General features: G+C 67.2%; 15 protein-coding genes. 8 read left to right on the top strand and 7 right to left on the bottom strand.

Translation table 11 applies throughout. From position 1 onward, the window contains the following. The first annotated feature begins 72 nt into the window (after nucleotides 1-72). Nucleotides 73-1,674 (top strand): DUF222 domain-containing protein, encoded by a 1,602-nt coding sequence (locus J2X42_RS04510; protein WP_310162631.1) that lies wholly within the window; start codon nucleotides 73-75, stop codon nucleotides 1,672-1,674. Here J2X42_RS04510 and J2X42_RS04515 read toward each other — a convergent pair. The 3 genes from J2X42_RS04515 to J2X42_RS04525 form a co-directional block, all read right to left on the bottom strand. Next, the gene (locus J2X42_RS04515; protein WP_310162633.1) at nucleotides 1,643-2,398 is read right to left on the bottom strand and encodes an SDR family oxidoreductase; all 756 of its coding nucleotides are present in this window, start codon (nucleotides 2,396-2,398) and stop codon (nucleotides 1,643-1,645) included. The genes J2X42_RS04510 and J2X42_RS04515 overlap by 32 nt on opposite strands. Before the next feature lie 63 nt (nucleotides 2,399-2,461). Continuing rightward, nucleotides 2,462-4,327 carry a hypothetical protein gene (locus J2X42_RS04520; RefSeq protein ID WP_310162635.1) on the bottom strand — a complete coding sequence of 622 codons (1,866 nt, stop codon included), beginning with the start codon at nucleotides 4,325-4,327 and terminating at the stop codon, nucleotides 2,462-2,464. 185 nt (nucleotides 4,328-4,512) lie between these two features. After that, nucleotides 4,513-5,256 (bottom strand): FadR/GntR family transcriptional regulator, encoded by a 744-nt coding sequence (locus J2X42_RS04525; RefSeq protein WP_310162637.1) that lies wholly within the window; start codon nucleotides 5,254-5,256, stop codon nucleotides 4,513-4,515. 211 nt (nucleotides 5,257-5,467) lie between these two features. On the opposite strand from J2X42_RS04525, the gene J2X42_RS04530 reads away from it, so the two are divergent. The 6 genes from J2X42_RS04530 to J2X42_RS04555 all read left to right on the top strand — a co-directional run bounded on the left by J2X42_RS04530 (nucleotide 5,468) and on the right by J2X42_RS04555 (nucleotide 11,631). Next, nucleotides 5,468-6,832: an MFS transporter gene (locus J2X42_RS04530; RefSeq protein WP_310162639.1), complete on the top strand. Its 1,365-nt coding sequence runs from the start codon at nucleotides 5,468-5,470 to the stop codon at nucleotides 6,830-6,832. 101 nt (nucleotides 6,833-6,933) lie between these two features. Then, a complete protein-coding gene (locus J2X42_RS04535) occupies nucleotides 6,934-8,679 on the top strand; it encodes a dihydroxyacetone kinase family protein (protein WP_310162641.1) in 1,746 nt (581 codons plus the stop codon). Beyond that, entirely contained in the window at nucleotides 8,676-9,146 is a 471-nt protein-coding gene (locus J2X42_RS04540; protein WP_131132327.1) for a ribose-5-phosphate isomerase, read from the top strand. The genes J2X42_RS04535 and J2X42_RS04540 overlap by 4 nt, the downstream gene beginning before the upstream one ends. Next, complete coding sequence (locus J2X42_RS04545; protein ID WP_310162644.1) at nucleotides 9,130-9,972, top strand: triose-phosphate isomerase family protein; 843 nt, start codon at nucleotides 9,130-9,132, stop codon at nucleotides 9,970-9,972. The genes J2X42_RS04540 and J2X42_RS04545 overlap by 17 nt, the downstream gene beginning before the upstream one ends. Continuing rightward, on the top strand, nucleotides 9,969-10,769 hold the full coding sequence (locus J2X42_RS04550; protein WP_310162647.1) for a sugar phosphate isomerase/epimerase family protein: 801 nt from the start codon (nucleotides 9,969-9,971) through the stop codon (nucleotides 10,767-10,769). Before J2X42_RS04545 ends, J2X42_RS04550 begins: the two co-directional genes overlap by 4 nt. A gap of 1 nt (nucleotide 10,770) precedes the next feature. Then, a complete protein-coding gene (locus J2X42_RS04555; protein WP_310162649.1) occupies nucleotides 10,771-11,631 on the top strand; it encodes a phosphogluconate dehydrogenase C-terminal domain-containing protein in 861 nt (286 codons plus the stop codon). 122 nt (nucleotides 11,632-11,753) lie between these two features. On the opposite strand, the gene J2X42_RS04560 is transcribed toward J2X42_RS04555, so the two are convergent. Next, complete coding sequence (locus J2X42_RS04560) at nucleotides 11,754-12,374, bottom strand: helix-turn-helix domain-containing protein (RefSeq protein ID WP_310162652.1); 621 nt, start codon at nucleotides 12,372-12,374, stop codon at nucleotides 11,754-11,756. 129 nt (nucleotides 12,375-12,503) lie between these two features. Between J2X42_RS04560 and J2X42_RS04565 the strand changes: the two genes are divergently transcribed. Beyond that, nucleotides 12,504-12,770: a hypothetical protein gene (locus tag J2X42_RS04565; RefSeq protein WP_310162655.1), complete on the top strand. Its 267-nt coding sequence runs from the start codon at nucleotides 12,504-12,506 to the stop codon at nucleotides 12,768-12,770. 13 nt (nucleotides 12,771-12,783) lie between these two features. Here the strand turns inward: J2X42_RS04565 and J2X42_RS04570 are convergent, their stop codons facing one another. The 3 genes from J2X42_RS04570 to J2X42_RS04580 all read right to left on the bottom strand — a co-directional run bounded on the left by J2X42_RS04570 (nucleotide 12,784) and on the right by J2X42_RS04580 (nucleotide 15,008). Further along, nucleotides 12,784-13,494, bottom strand: coding sequence for a GAF and ANTAR domain-containing protein (locus J2X42_RS04570; RefSeq protein ID WP_310162657.1), 711 nt, complete (start codon nucleotides 13,492-13,494; stop codon nucleotides 12,784-12,786). Between the two features lie 9 nt (nucleotides 13,495-13,503). Next, nucleotides 13,504-13,854, bottom strand: a complete 351-nt coding sequence (locus tag J2X42_RS04575) for a hypothetical protein (protein ID WP_310162659.1) — start codon at nucleotides 13,852-13,854, stop codon at nucleotides 13,504-13,506. Nucleotides 13,855-14,078: 224 nt separating this feature from the next. Then, nucleotides 14,079-15,008 (bottom strand): pantoate--beta-alanine ligase, encoded by a 930-nt coding sequence (locus J2X42_RS04580; protein WP_310162661.1) that lies wholly within the window; start codon nucleotides 15,006-15,008, stop codon nucleotides 14,079-14,081.

Here is a 15,008-nt window from a genome sequence, read left to right on the forward strand (position 1 = left end):
GGGAGCCGGAGGTTATCCACATAGGGCATTTGCTTCGCGGTTTTTGTTGGTGCCTCGCACGATGATGGAGGTATGGGAAACGCCGCAGCAGTGGATTCGATGGAGGCCATGATGGCTTCCATGGCTGCGCTTGCGGTGTTGGCGGCTCGCAGCGAGGGCCGCTCCGATGCCATCTGTTCGAACCCGCTCCGCGACCGGGCAGATGCGTGCCTGGAAGGTCTCGAAGTGACGGCCCGGCTGGAGGCCATGCTTGCCGCCAGGAAGGTGCGTTTCACCGCAGGGTTCGCCAACGTAACCCGGGCCATGTCCCCTCCGGATGAACAGCCGCATCAGCGCCTCGCCCGCGACATGGGCGTCGTCGCGGAGGTCGCCTGTGCCCTGACGGTCAGCGAACGCTCGGCCTCGGCCCTGCTGGCCCAGTCCCACGAACTGACCACCACGCTGCCGCTGACCCTCGACGGGTTGCAGGCCGGGGACCTGTCGTGGCAGCACGCCCGGATCATGGTCGACGAAACAACCGGCCTGGACCGGGCCGGGGCCGCCGCGCTGGAAGCCCATTTCCTGGACCCCGACGCACCGCACCCGGCCCGGTGGTGCCCGGCCGGGGAGCTGGTCCCGTCCAGGTTCCGGCACAAAGCCCGCACCTGGCGCGAACGCCACCACCCGGTCAGCATCGAAAAACGCCACGCCAAAAGCTTCCTGGACCGGCGGCTGGACTACGCACCGGACCGGGACGGCATGGCCTGGCTCAGCGCGTACCTCCCGGCGGACCAGGCCGCCGGGATCTGGAACCGCATCACCGCCGCCGCCCGGTCACTCCAAAGCCCCACCGAGACCCGCACCATCACCCAACTCCGCGCCGACATCGCCGCCAAATTACTCCTCAGCGCCGGCTTCGCCACCAGCAACCCGACGGCCGGCAACACAGACCCAGCCCCCGGCACCAACAGCAAAGGCGCAGCGGCCTCCAGCACCAGCACCAGCACCAGCACCAGCACCAGCACCAGCGATGATGTTGCAGCTGTCCGCCTGCCGGTCACGGACGGGGTCGCTGCGGGCGTCGTTCCAGATAAGGACGTGGCCGCCGCTGGTCGTGCGCCCTCACCGGCTGCCCAGGTACTCGTGACCGTCCCGGTTTTCGCTCTGATGGGCCTCACCGACGAACCAGCCGACCTCGACGGCTACGGGCCGATCCCCGCCTCCATGGCCCGCAAACTCGTCGCGGACGGGGCATCCTCATTCCGCCGGGTCCTCACCGACCCCCGCAACGGCGCACCACTGGAAATCGGACGAACCAGCTACCCCATCCCCGCAGCGATGCGGCAATGGCTGCGCATACGCGACCGGAAATGCTCCTTTCCCGGCTGCAACAACCATTCCCTCGACAACGAAGCAGACCACATCCTCGCCTGGGCCAACGGCGGCACCACCGGCATCACCAACCTTGAATCACTGTGCCGCAAACACCACCGTTTGAAACACACCACGGCGTGGACACCCACCGAAGCCACCAAAGACGAGCCACCCGGCTGGACCTCACCCACCGGCCGCCACTACCTAAGCGAACACCCCGACTGGGAACCGCCCCACTGGCCAGGGCAGATACAGGACTTGCTACGAGATCACGGGGCTGTAGTGCGTACTACAGCGCCGTCAGGCCGCCGTCCACGGTGAAGATCCCGCCGGTGGCGTAGGCGGAGTCGTCGCTGGCGAGGAACACCATGATGCCCTCCACGTTCGCGGCTGTCCCGGGCCGCCCCAGCATGGTGGAGTCCACCAGGCCAGCACGGCTGACGGGGTCATCGGCAATGGCCTGGACCAGGGGCGTTTCGGTGTAACCCGGAACCACGATATTGACCCGGATTCCGGCGTGCGCGTAATCGGCCGCCACCACGCGCGCGAGGCCGTGGACTCCGGCTTTGGAGCTGGTGTATGCGGTGAACGTCTGGCCGCAGGCCACCACGGCAGTGGGGCTGCCCGTGCAGATGATGGACCCGCCGTGGCCTTCCATGGCCCGGACGGCGTGCTTGAGGGTGAGGAACGCTCCGCGCTGGTTGATGGTAACCGTCTTCTCCCAGACGGACAGGTCCAGGTCGCCCACCTTGGCGTCCTGCCCGAACAGCTGGACTCCGGCGTTCGCCACCACCACGTCGAGCTGCCCCGCCTCGGCCACGGCGGCGTACGCGGCGGCCACACTCGCTTCGTCCGAGATGTCCATCCGGAGGGCGTGCGCGCCGGAAGCGCCCGTAGCGGCGGCGGCCTTTTCGGCAGCCTCCACGTTGATGTCGGCGAAGTAGACAGTGGCCCCTTCGGCGACGAACCGCTGGGCAACGGCCAGGCCGATCCCGGAGCCGGCCCCCGTGACGAGGGCAGTTTTTCCTTCAAGACGCAGACCCATGGGGTCTCCTTTCACTAAGGTGGCGCCGCCGTCGGAAGCCGGCAGCAAGTTTTGTGGGGCGGATCAGCCTGGTGCCGGAAAATCGGCTGCCGGAAAACGGACGACGCCGGCGGACCACGGTCCGAGGGCCAGCCGCCCGGGTGCGGTGTCGCCGTCGCCCGCATTGACTCCGTGAGGAAGCCGGACGTCCACGGCAACCGCTGCACCGGACAGATTCCCGGCAAAAATAACCAGGCCCTCCGGTGACCGCACGGGGTACAAAGTCACAGCGTCCGCCTCCGCCGGCCCCGCCTCGACGTCGACCGCCAACACCACGGAGTCCCGCAGTGCGGCGAGTTGCTTCAGCAGTTCACCGGCCGGACTCAGCCGGCCGCCGGCGTCGGAGATTCCCCTCGGCCCGGACGCCTCGAAGTAGCTGACGGACGCCAGTCCGTCCAGGGTCAGCGCACGGATGCTCGCCAGCATCCACGCCGCGGTGAACGGCTGGTCCTGCAGTTCATCCGCTTCGGCTTCGGCATCATCGCCGGACGTGGCCACAGCATTGAACCGCGGCAGCAGCGTCACCGGACCCACGTGGACAGGCCGTCCGCCCGCCAGACGCAGCGCGTTCCGGGCCGCGACCCGCTGCATCGGCACACTCTCGATGATGTGCGCGGCCTCGGTGCTGTGCATCTGCGGCGTGATGCTGAACGTGAGGGCGTCGGAGTCCGACGGCGTGCGGCTGCTGTCGCGGTTCAGTTCCGTGAAGTGGGCACGGGTACCGGCGAGGAGGATTCCGCTGAACCCTGCGACCCGCGCCGACGCCTTGAATTCCTGCCAGCCGTCCGGCTCGGTGACGTGGCTGGCCGGATGGAACACTGCGAGCCGTTTGGCCTCGGCCAGGTACGGGGCGAGGTCTGCCACGGCGCCGGCGGGGTCCGCGGTTACCGCCCGGATGTCCAGCCCGGCTCCGTGGACGGCCGCGGCGGCGGCCGCCGCGTGCAGCTGGGCAGCCCAGCCGGACCGCCCGGAGCCGGAGGAGTCAATGCCTTCCGAATCTTCGACGAGCTCCACGAGGACGGCATCGAGCCCGGGGATCGCCGGGAGCCGGCCTGGCTGCGGCCCTGCAACCACCGCCAGTGCCGGAACCCGGCCGGATTCACCGCCTATGTGCGCGGTGACCACCCTGGGCCCGCGGGCGTCGGCAGCGGCGGCCGCTTCCACCGCCTCCTGCGGCTCCAGTGTTGCGGCCTCCAGGAGAACGGACTGCCTGACAGTTCCCCCGGCCGCGACGTCCACCGGAAACGGGCGCGACAGCGGCGTGCTGTAGGTCTTGAAGGACGCATCCGTCCAGTTCCGCTGGTCCTCCGTCTCAAAGACGTCACCGGTGAAGGACAGCCGGAAGGCTGTGCCGGCATCGGCCCACTCGAGGGCCGCGATGTCCATAAACGGCTGGTGCGGGCTGATGTCGCCGGGAAACTGCGCGGCCGTGCTGCCGCCGTCGGGGTGTTCGACAGTGATGTCCTTGCCGGTGTCGGCGGGAGGGTGGAGCACCACCAGGCCGATCCGGTTGCTCCGGAAGGCGTGCGCGGCGGTGCCTTCGAAGGAAATTTCCACCGTCGCGGGAGTGAAAACGGCGCTCAGGACGGCGCCATACTCCACGCCGTAGCCGGCAAAGGCAACGGTCCAGCGCGCGTGCAGGCCGTCGTCGTCCTGGGTGATCTCGATGCTTCGGACCGAAGGCTGAGGAGTCCGCCAGTCCTGGTCCCGGACAACAGCCTTGACGGCCCGCAGCACCGGCCGGCCCGCATAGCTGATGTGTGCCAGCTCGTCGCCGACAAGCCGGGCAGTCCACGGTCCCGCGGACAGTACCCGGAGCGGGGGTGCCAGCCGGGCCTGGACGGAAGCGGACAGTACGGGCTGGGTATCGGCAAGGGGCTGGAACGACACGTCACTGCTCTCTGCCTTGCCCGGGGCTGCTATGGCCCGGGTGCCCGGCGTCGCTGAAGCAAACTCAAAGAGGGCCTGTGAGGCAGGCCATACCCGATTATGGAATCAGCACCACGCACAAGTCAACCGGTTGACCAATAGTCGGACTCCACAACCCCAGCCCGGGCAAGGAAGCAGCCCGAACGCTACTGCGAGGCGTCGAAGCCGGCGAGCAGGCGCCGGGAAGCCGTGAGCATGTGCGAGCGCATGGTCTTCGTGACAGCCTCGGCATCATGCGCCTCCAGGGCAGCGAAAATTTCCGTGTGCTCCTTGAGCGCCGACGCCGCGTGGCCTTCGTCGGTCAGTGCCCGGTCCACCCAGATGCGCAGCAGCGACCGGATGCTCTGCAGGAGCTCCTGCAGGACCTGGTTTCCGGAGCTTTCGGCAATTTCGCGGTGGAAGGCAGCGTCCGCTTCAACAAATGCGGCAAGGTCATCAAGGGTGTCAGCCATGGTGGCGAGGTTGCCGCGCATGCGTTCCAGCGCCTCTTCGGTGATCCGGCCGGCGGCGAGTTGCGCAGCCTGGACCTCCAGGCCACTCCGCAGTTCCACCAGTTCGCGCGTCCGGGGTGCGCCCAGCATCATCCCCCAGCTCAGGGTGCGGGGCAGGAGTTCGGAGATGCCGTCGCGGAGGTACGTGCCGGAGCCCGGACGGACAATGACAATCCCCAGGATCTCCAGCGCGGCGAGCGCCTCCCGCACTGCAGACCTGCCCACCCCCAGGGACGCAGCCAGCTGGCGCTCCGCCGGAAGGCGCGTGCCGACGGCGATGTCACCACTGGTGAAATAGGCCAGCAAACGCTCGGCAACCTCAGAGACAACGGAGCCCTGGCCCACGGAACCGAGCGCTGCGCTGATCTTGGCCGTCGATGCGGCGGAGTTTATGGACACCTCCCAAGCGTAGCAACCGGCTCCGCCACCAGCCGTCATGCTGAATCTGAAAAAAGAACACGTCAACCGGTTGACCAATTTGAGATTCGCTCCTATCGTTAAAGTCACAACGCTTTAGCCGCCGGCTGGCCCCCAATCCCTCCCGGCGTTGAAACAGACCCCAAGCCTCCAGTGACGGACGCAGCCGGGACATCAACATCTAGGAGTCAACGTGGACACCACACAATCGGTGGTCGAAAAATCCGCAATCAGGAAAGTGGCGGTACGGCTTGTCCCGTTCGTCGCCCTGATGTTCTTCATCAACTACCTGGACCGCACGGCCATCTCGTTCGCCGGCCCCAACGGCATGAACACTGACCTGGCCCTCTCGGCAGCCCAGTTTGGCTTCGCGTCCGGAGTCTTCTTCATCGGCTACATCCTGCTGGAGGTCCCCAGCAACCTGGCCCTGCACAAGTTCGGCGCCCGCCGCTGGCTCGCCCGCATCATGGTCAGCTGGGGCATCGTCTCCCTGCTGTTCACCTGGGTAGGCAACGTTGAGCAGCTCTACATCCTGCGCTTCATCCTGGGTGTGGCGGAAGCCGGCTTCTTCCCCGGCGCCATCCTGTTCCTGAGCCTCTGGGTCCCTTCCCGCCACCGCAGCAAGATCCTCGCACTGTTCTACCTGGCCCAGCCGCTGACCACCGTGATCGGTGCGCCGCTGGCGGGTCTGCTCATCCAGCAGCACGGCCTCTTCGGACTCGCCGGCTGGCGTGTCATGTTCTTCGGCGTCGCCATCCCCGCCATCATCGTCGGCATCGTCGCCTGGTTCTACCTGGCTGACTCCCCCGCCAAGGCCAAGTGGCTGACCCAGGATGAAAAGACCTGGCTGACCGGCGCCCTGGAGAAGGAAAAGAAGGAAACCGCGGCCAGCAACAAGCACGTCAGCGTCCGCACCGTCTTTGGCAACGGCCGCGTCTGGATGCTCTCCGCCATCTACTTCGGCTTCATCTACGGCCTGTACGCCCTCGGCTTTTTCCTGCCCACCATCATCGCCGGCTTCGAAGGCATCTACGGCACCAAGTTCGACGTCCTCCAGAAGGGCCTGATCACCGCGATCCCGTACCTGCCGGCAGCGTTCGCCCTGTACTTCTGGTCCAAGGACGCCACGAAGCGCGGCGTCAAGACCTGGCACATCGCCCTTCCCGCCCTCATCGGCGGCCTGAGCATCCCGCTGGCACTGTTCGCCGGCTCCCCGGCAGCCACCATCGCCGTCATCACCATCACTGCGATGTCCATCTTCGCGGCCTTGCCCAACTTCTGGACTGTGCCCACCCAGTTCCTGACCGGCGCAGCTGCGGCTGCCGGCATCGCCCTGATCAACACGATCGGCAACCTGGCCGGCTTCAGCGCAGGCTACGTCACGGGCTGGCTCAAGGACTGGACCGGCGGCTACACCGTTCCGATGTTCGTGGTGGGCGGCTTTATGCTCCTCTCCTCGATCCTGATGGTGGTGCTCAGCCGCTCCGGCAAGGTCAGCGAGGGCATCCCCGCGGAGGCACTGGATCCCCAGGGAGCCGGACACCACTCCGAGCCGTAACAGACCCGGGGGCGTCCGCCTTACCCGCGGGCGCCCCCGCACCAATTCAACTAACCGGTGGTCGAGCCACCGGAGCGAGCAATAACTCCAGGAGCTTTCCCATGACCCGCCTGTTCAACGAACCCGCAGCATTTGCTGACGAAATGATCGAGGGCTTTGTCGCCTCCCACGGCCGCTGGGTGAAGCGCGTTTCCGGCGGCGTTGTCCGCAACACCAAAAGCACGCCGGACACGGTGGCTTTGGTGATCGGCGGCGGTTCCGGCCACTACCCCGCCTTCGCCGGGCTGGTGGGCCAGGGCCTCGCGCACGGCGCCGCCATGGGCAACCTGTTCGCTTCGCCGTCCGCCCAGCAGGTCTACAACGTGGCCAAGGCTGCCAGCAACCGCGCCGGTGTGCTCCTGGGGTACGGCAACTACGCCGGCGATGTTCTGCATTTCACCCAGGCGCAGGAAAAGCTCCGCAAGGAGGGCATTGATTGCCGCAGCATCGCGGTCACTGACGACGTTTCCTCCGCTCCGCTCGCCGAGCGCGCCAAGCGCCGCGGCATCGCCGGGGACCTGACCGTGTTCAAGGTGGCCGCAGCGGCCGCGGAAGCCGGCTATTCCATGGATTCAGTCGTGGAAATCGCCGATCGCGCCAATGACCGCACCCGCTCCTTCGGCGTCGCCTTCACCGGCTGCACCCTGCCGGGCGCGGACCACCCGCTCTTCTCCGTCCCCGAAGGCCGCATGGCCGTGGGCATGGGCATCCACGGCGAACCCGGCATCGACGAGACGGACATCCCGACGGCGGATGAGCTCGCCGAGTTGCTGGTCGCCAAACTCCTCACCGAAGTACCCGAAGGCCTTGAGGTCAAGGGTGCCCGCGTGGTGCCCATCCTGAACGGGCTGGGCAGCGTCAAGTACGAAGAGCTCTTCGTCGTTTACCGCCGCGTCGCCCAGCTCCTGGCCGAAGCCGGCCTGGAAGCCGTGGACCCGCAGGTCGGCGAACTCGTCACCAGCTTCGACATGGCCGGCACGTCCCTGACCCTCTTCTGGCTCGACGACGAACTCGAGACCCTCTGGAACGCTCCGGCCGATGCGCCGGCCTTCCGCCGCGGCGCTGTCACCGCGGAAGCACTGGAGGCCTCCGACGCCGCGGACCTCAGCGAGGCCGAACAGTCCATCCCGGAGGCGACGGAGGAGTCCCGCGCCGGAGCCGTACGGGTCCTCGCAGCCCTCGGCGCCGCGAAGGCCGTCGTGGACGCCAACGCCGACGAACTGGGCCGGATCGATGCGATCGCCGGAGACGGTGACCACGGCATCGGCATGGAGCGCGGTGTGCGCGCCGCCGTCGAGGCCGCGACGGACGCCGTCGCCCGCGGCGCCGGTGCCGCCACCACCCTGCACTTCGCCGCTGACGCCTGGGCCGACAAGGCCGGCGGCACGTCCGGCGCCCTGTGGGGCATGGCCCTGCGGGCCGTCGGTGACGCCGTCGGAGACAGCAAAGCGCCCGACGCCGGTGCTGTCGCCGCCGGAGTCGCCGGTGCTGCGGCCGCGATCATGGACTTCGGCAAGGCCAAGCCAGGCGACAAAACCCTGGTGGACGTCCTGGTTCCGTTCCGCGATGCCCTGGCCTCCGCCGTCGGGGCCGGGAAGTCCCTCACCGAGGCCTGGGCCGCCGCCGCCATGACCGCGGAGCAGGCCGCCGAGGACACCGCCCAGCTGCTGCCCCTCATGGGCCGAGCCCGCCCGCACGCCGAGAAAAGCCTCGGCACCCCGGACGCCGGCGCGGTGTCCATGGCACTGATCATCCGAGCCATCCACAACACGCTCATCGAGCGGACAACCATAAAGGAGAAAGCATGAGCGCCAAACTGCGCCTGATTGTTGGAGCCGACGACGCCGGCTTCGAGTACAAGGAAGCCCTGAAGGCTGATTTGGAGGCCTCCGACCTGGTCGAGTCCGTGACCGACGTCGGGGTGGACGCCACCAGCCACACCCCCTACCCCTCCGTTGCCATCGCCGCCGCCGAGCTCATCGCCGCCGGCAAGGCCGACCGCGCCCTGCTGGTCTGCGGCACCGGCCTCGGCGTTGCGATCGCTGCGAACAAGGTCCCCGGCATCCGCGCCGTCACCGCGCACGACAGCTACTCGGTTGAACGCTCCATCCTGTCCAACAACGTCCAGGTCCTCACGTTCGGCCAGCGCGTTGTCGGCCTCGAGCTCGCCCGCCGACTCGCCAAGGAATGGCTCACCTACACGTTCGACGAAACCTCCGCCTCGGCCGAGAAGGTCACCCTGATTAAGGACTATGAGGGTGTCACTTCCTGCTAAGAACCCTTCGGCCCGTGCCGGAGTACCCGCCACACCGAAGGCGATCATCGGCGTCAGCCTGAAGATGTACTTCGGCTACCAGCGCTCGGTGGATTACTGCCGCGACGTGGCCGCCATCGCGTTCGCGCACCCGGCGGTCCAGGCCGGGGAGATCGAACTGTTCGTCCTGCCCACCCTCCCGGTGCTCCCCGAAGCTGCCCGCATCCTCGGCACCGCCGGGGCAGCCGCGGGCGCGCAGGACATCTTCTGGGAAGACGAAGGCGCCTACACAGGCGAGGTGGGCGGCAAGACAGTGGCCGAGCTCGGCGGACGCTACGCCGAAGTCGGCCACGCCGAACGGCGCCGGATCTTCGGCGAAGACGACACGGTCATCGGGCTGAAGACCGCCGCGGCCTACCGCAACGGCCTCACGCCCATCCTGTGCGTCGGGGAACTGCACGCCGGCTCCCCGGAAGAGGCCATCGCGCAATGCTCCGCGGAGATCGACGCCGCCCTCAACCGCGCCCAGTCGCTCGGACCCGCCGGACGGACCATCGTGGCCTACGAACCACAGTGGGCCATCGGCGCCCCGGAACCCGCAACACCGGAATACATCAGCGCCGTCATCACCGGACTCGACGCGCACCTGCGCACCCTGCCCGGCCAGGCCGACAGCCGTGTCATCTACGGCGGCAGCGCCGGACCCGGCCTGATCAGCAAGCTCGACTCCGCCGTCGCCGGCCTGTTCCTGGGCCGCTTCGCGCACGATCCGAAGGCGCTGAAGACCATCCTGGATGAGGCTGCCGCGCGGCTGGGCCTGTTCGCAGGAACGGCGGCCAAAGCATGACCTCACGCATCGGCCTGAGCAGCTACGCGTTCTTCTGGCAGCTCTCGGACAAGGTCGCCGAACCGCTCAGCATCCACCAGGCGCTGGAACGGACCGCCGCACTGGGCGTGGACCTGTTCCAGATCTGCGACTACGCCCCGCTCGAAGCCATGACGGACTCCGAACTCGAGGCTGTCAGGGCGACGGCGGACCGGCTGGGCATCTCGCTGGAGCTCGGCACCAAGGGCATCCGCCGGGAGCACCTGCGCAGATTCCTGCACATCGCAGGGATCCTGGGCTCGCCGCTGTTGCGGACCATGTTCAACGTCCCGGGCCACTCCCCCACGGAGGAGGAAGCCGTGGCGATCTTCAAGGAGGTTCTGCCCGAGTTCGAGGCCGCCGGGGTGAAGATCGCCGTGGAAACCTACGAACAGGTGCCCACCTCCCGGATCCTGGACGTGATCCGCGCAGTGGACAGCCCGTCACTGGGCATCTGCGCGGACCCGGCCAACACCGTCGCGGCGCTGCAAATGCCGCGCGAGGTGATTGACGCCGTCGCCCCCCATGTCCTGAACATGCACGTCAAGGACTTTGCGTTCAGCCGCAAGGACGGCTGGGTCGGGTTCACCTACGCCGGCGCGCCGCTCGGCGAAGGCCTGCTCGACTACGACTACATGGTCAGCAAGTTCCAGCCCCACCAAAGAAATATCAACCAGATCGTCGAACACTGGCTGCCTTGGCAGGACTCCGAAGCGGAAACCATCCGCCTCGAAAACCAGTGGACCCAACAAAGCATCGAATTCCTAAGGAGCAAGTGAAATGTCAGCAGAAAAATTGACCGTCGCCGTCATCGGAGCCGGTGGCAAAATGGGAATGCGCGTTTCCCGTAACCTCCAGAAGAGCAACCACACCGTCTTCTACAGCGAGAACTCCCCCGCAGGCCAGGAACGCATCCAGGCCGAAGGCCGCACCATCACCTCCACCGAGGACGCCGTCAAGGACGCCGACGTGGTCATCCTCGCCGTCCCCGACACCGTCCTGGGCGTCGTCTCCCAGGGCGTCGTCCCCCAGCTGAAGGCCGGCGCGATCCTGCTCACCCTGGACCCCGCCGCCGCCTACGCCGGACTGCTGGCCAAGCGCGACGACGTCGTCCAGGCAGTTGCGCACCCGTGCCACCCCTCCGTGTTCCTGGAGCGCACCACGAAGGAAGAATGGGCCGACACCTTCGGCGGCGAAGGCGCCCCGCAGAACGTGGTCGCAGCGATCGACGACAACGCCACGGAGGAGGCCAAGGCAGCCGCCGAGGCCACCATCCGGATCATCTACGCGCCCGTCATCGACGTCCACTGGGTCACTGTCAAGCAGCTCGCCATCCTTGAACCCACCCTGGTGGAAACCGTGGCCTGCATGATCGGCACCCTGCTCAACGAGGCCCTGCACGAGACCGTCCACACCGCCGGCGTCCCCGAGGAAGCGGCGAAGGCCATGCTGTTCGGCCACGTCCAGATCGCCCTCACCAACGCCCTGCGCGGCTCCAACCCGTTCTCCGAGGCCTGCGAAATCGCCATCCAGTACGGCAAGGACACCATCATCAAGGACGACTGGAAGAAGATCTTCGACGACTCCGAACTGGACAGCGTCATCGCCAAGATGCTCAAGCTCGACGCCGTCAAGCACTAGCAGGCACAGGCGGCCCTGCCGCCACCCACGCCGCCCACTATTCGGCGCGAACGTACAGTTGAGGCCCCGCGAAACCGGGGCCTCAACTGTACGTTCGCGCTGTGTGGTCTGGGCTCCGGTGCCTAGCTGCGGTGGTGTTCGATCAGCCAGGCGGCCATCTGCTGGGCACGCTTGTTCGCCTGCATGTCACCCTCGGTGGCCGAGATGATGGACCCCTTCATGAGGATGTGCCAGGAGCGGGCGAAGTCCTCGGGACGGGCGAGTCCGGCTTCTTCCGCGAGGGCCTGGACATGGCCGCGGATCCTGGCCAGGTAGTCGATGCTCGCCTGGCCAAGCGGGTGCGCGGGTCCCATCTCCAGCAGGATGTTGATAAATGAGCACGCCTCAAAGTCCTCTCGCAGGAACCAGTCGCCGAAAACGTCGAAGATGGCCAGCAGCTGCTCGGTGGGCGTGGTCCCGCGGCGCCGGGCCTCGGAGACGATCGCGTCCACGGTCCATTGCCGGTCCCGCTGTTCCAGGAAGGCGAGCACCAGGGAATCCTTGGACGGGAAGTGCCGGTAGAAGGTTGCTTTGGCAACGCCGGAACGTTCAATAAGTTCGTTAACGCCGACGTCGCGGACGCCCCGGTGGGAGAAAAGTTCGTAGGCAACGGCAAGGATCCGGTCCACCGCATCGGCGTGACCGGCTGACGCCCCCGCCTGTGTTTGCACCGGGGACGGAACAGATTCAGCAGCTGAACTCATCGTGGAAATCAGTTTACCCGAGGTAGAGACAGACCGGTCTTACTCGTTGTAATGTTCTTCCTACGCGCAGTGCTTTCGACGCCGGTTGGACCGTTGATGATCCCGCCGGATTGGTGCAAGGAGGCCCCGATGTCAGCAGAGCGGATGTTTCAAAGCGTGCCCTCAGAACCCGATGCGTGGTTGGAAGATGGCTTCAATCCAGTCGAGGTTCGGCGCTTCGCGATCGAGTCGCTGCGGTGGCAGGCCCAGGAAATCATCGACGAAGTGCTCTGCGGAAAGTCACCCGGCGAGGAACTGGCCAGGGCCAGGCTGCGCCGCTGCGTGGCGCGGCATCCGGGCGAGCCCGAGCAGGCACTGCTGGAACAACTGATGTTCAACCGGGACCTTCCGGTCTAAATGTAAAGCCGCCCTAAAGGGTCAACCTGCGGTCCACGATCCGGGCCGCTGTTTCATGGAGGCCCTGGTTGTTGGTGCGGGCGTAAGCGCGGAGCCGGTTGAACGCCTCGTCCATGTCCACCCCGGCGGTGTGCGCGATGACCCCCTTGGCCTGTTCGATCAGGACCCGGGTATTCAGGGCCCGCTGCAGCTGCTCGTTCACCAGCACGGCTTCCCTGCGGCTGCGCTCCTGGATGAGGCTGATGGTGGCGACGTCGGCAAGGGCCTGGCAAATGGCGGCGTCTTCCACCGTCAGCGGGCCGGTCCCGGCGCCGAAAAGACCCATGGCCCCGATGGCCCGGCCGTGGATGCGCATCGGCACGGCGTGCACTGACCGGAAGCCGCAGGACAGCGCAGCATCACGAAAATCAGGCCACGTGCTGAGCGCCGCGATGTCCGCCACGGCAACGGGACGGCCCGTCCGGTGGCATTCAACACAGGGGCCCGAGCCTGACTGAAGCTGGAGAATTTCCACCTGCCGGCTCTCCTCGCTGGTGGAAGCCATCACCTGGAGTTCCCCCTGTGGATCCGCGAGGAGCAGCCCGGCGGCCGCGGCATCAAGGAGCTGCCTGGACTCCTCCACGAGGGTGTGCAGCAGGTCCAGGACGTCGTAGTCCGCCACCAGCGTGGCGGTGAGTCTTACGAACGCCCCGCTGACCCGTTCCGCACGGCTTGCCGCTGCCATGGCGCCATTTTACTGCGGCAGGCCAGCGTCCCCGTCCGGTGCCTCGTCCGCAGAATTGACCTGGTCCGAGGTCTCCATGAGGTGCGCAAGCAACGCACGCTCCGGGAATCCCGGATGCGCAGCCACGCACCTGCGCAGTCGAAGCTTGACCTCGGCCAGGCCAGGGGTTGGATCCTCGAGGATGGACGCGATGATCTCCTGTGCCTGCAGGCCCACCTCCGAGATTCCGGGGACGGCCGGAACGGACGCCAACGGCGCCAACGGCGCCAGGTCCACGGCCGTATTCAAATCGTCGTCGAGGCCGGACGCGTCGTCTGCTTCGACGGTGTAGGACTGTCCGCCCTCCATTGTGCTGATCACAGCTGCTGCTCCTGATTCAAGAAATGCCATGCCCGGTCCGGCGCTTCGGCGCACAGCAGGGCAGTGCGCTCAACGCCGCCGGCCAGCCGGGGAGGTGTGGATGGTGTTGCGGTTTCAGAATGGGCCCTCCGGAGAACGCCCTGTGGGGAGCGCTGCCGGGGTCTGGGGCAACACTTTGAGCATATCCCAAGCCCCCGGACGCCGACAGGTGTTGAAGGGAAGTCCTAGGAGCTCAGCGGCACGTTGTCGATCAGCCGGACCGGTCCCACTTTGGCGGCGATGATCGCAAGGCCTTCGCCGCGGAACGGGGTCTCCCGGCAGTTCTCGGCCAGGGGTTCCAGCGTGCCCGGGTCCACCACTTCGAAGTAGTCCAGGTCCACCAGCGGCTGGGACGCCACCAGGTCCTGGGCGGACCCGAGGTCCAGCGGTTCGTGGGCGTTGGCTCGGTCTTCGAGGAGCCGCAGCGCCCTGGAGAGGACCAGCGCGGCTTCGCGCTGTTCGTCGGAGAGGAAGCGGTTGCGGCTGGACAGGGCCAGGCCGTCGGCGGACCGCACTGTGGGCACTCCCACGATGTCGACGGGGAAGTTCAGGTCGGCCACCATCCGCCGGACCAGCGCCAGCTGCTGGGCATCCTTCTGGCCGAAGTAGGCACGGTAGGCGGGCAGCCCGGCAACGCCGGAGGAGGCAAAGGCACCCGACGGCGGCAGGCCTGCGCCGGGAATCCCGTAGTGCAGCAGTTTGGCCACCACGGTGAGGGCGCCGTCGAAGTGGCCGGGCCGGGAGGCACCTTCCCATTTCTCCCCCAGCGGCCCGGCGGTCACCCGGACCAACGGTTCGCCGCCGGGGTACACCTCGTCAACCGATGGCGCGAATGCCAGGTCCACGCCTTCGGCCTCCAGCAGGGCAAGGTCGGCGTCCAGGGTGCGCGGGTATCGGTCCAGGTCCACGGCATCGCCGAACTGCAGCGGGTTCACAAAGATGGACGCCACCACCACGTCGTTCTGTTCGACGGCGGTCCGCGCCAGCTGCGCGTGCCCCTCATGGAGTGCGCCCATCGTGGGCACCAGGCCCTGTGACGCACCCTGTTTCTGCATCAGCAGGCGGGCACTGTGGGACCGCAGTTCTGCCGCCGTCGTCACCAGTTTGATGGGCAT

It is taken from the genome of Arthrobacter sp. BE255 (assembly GCF_031457335.1).
Lineage (GTDB): Bacteria > Actinomycetota > Actinomycetes > Actinomycetales > Micrococcaceae > Arthrobacter.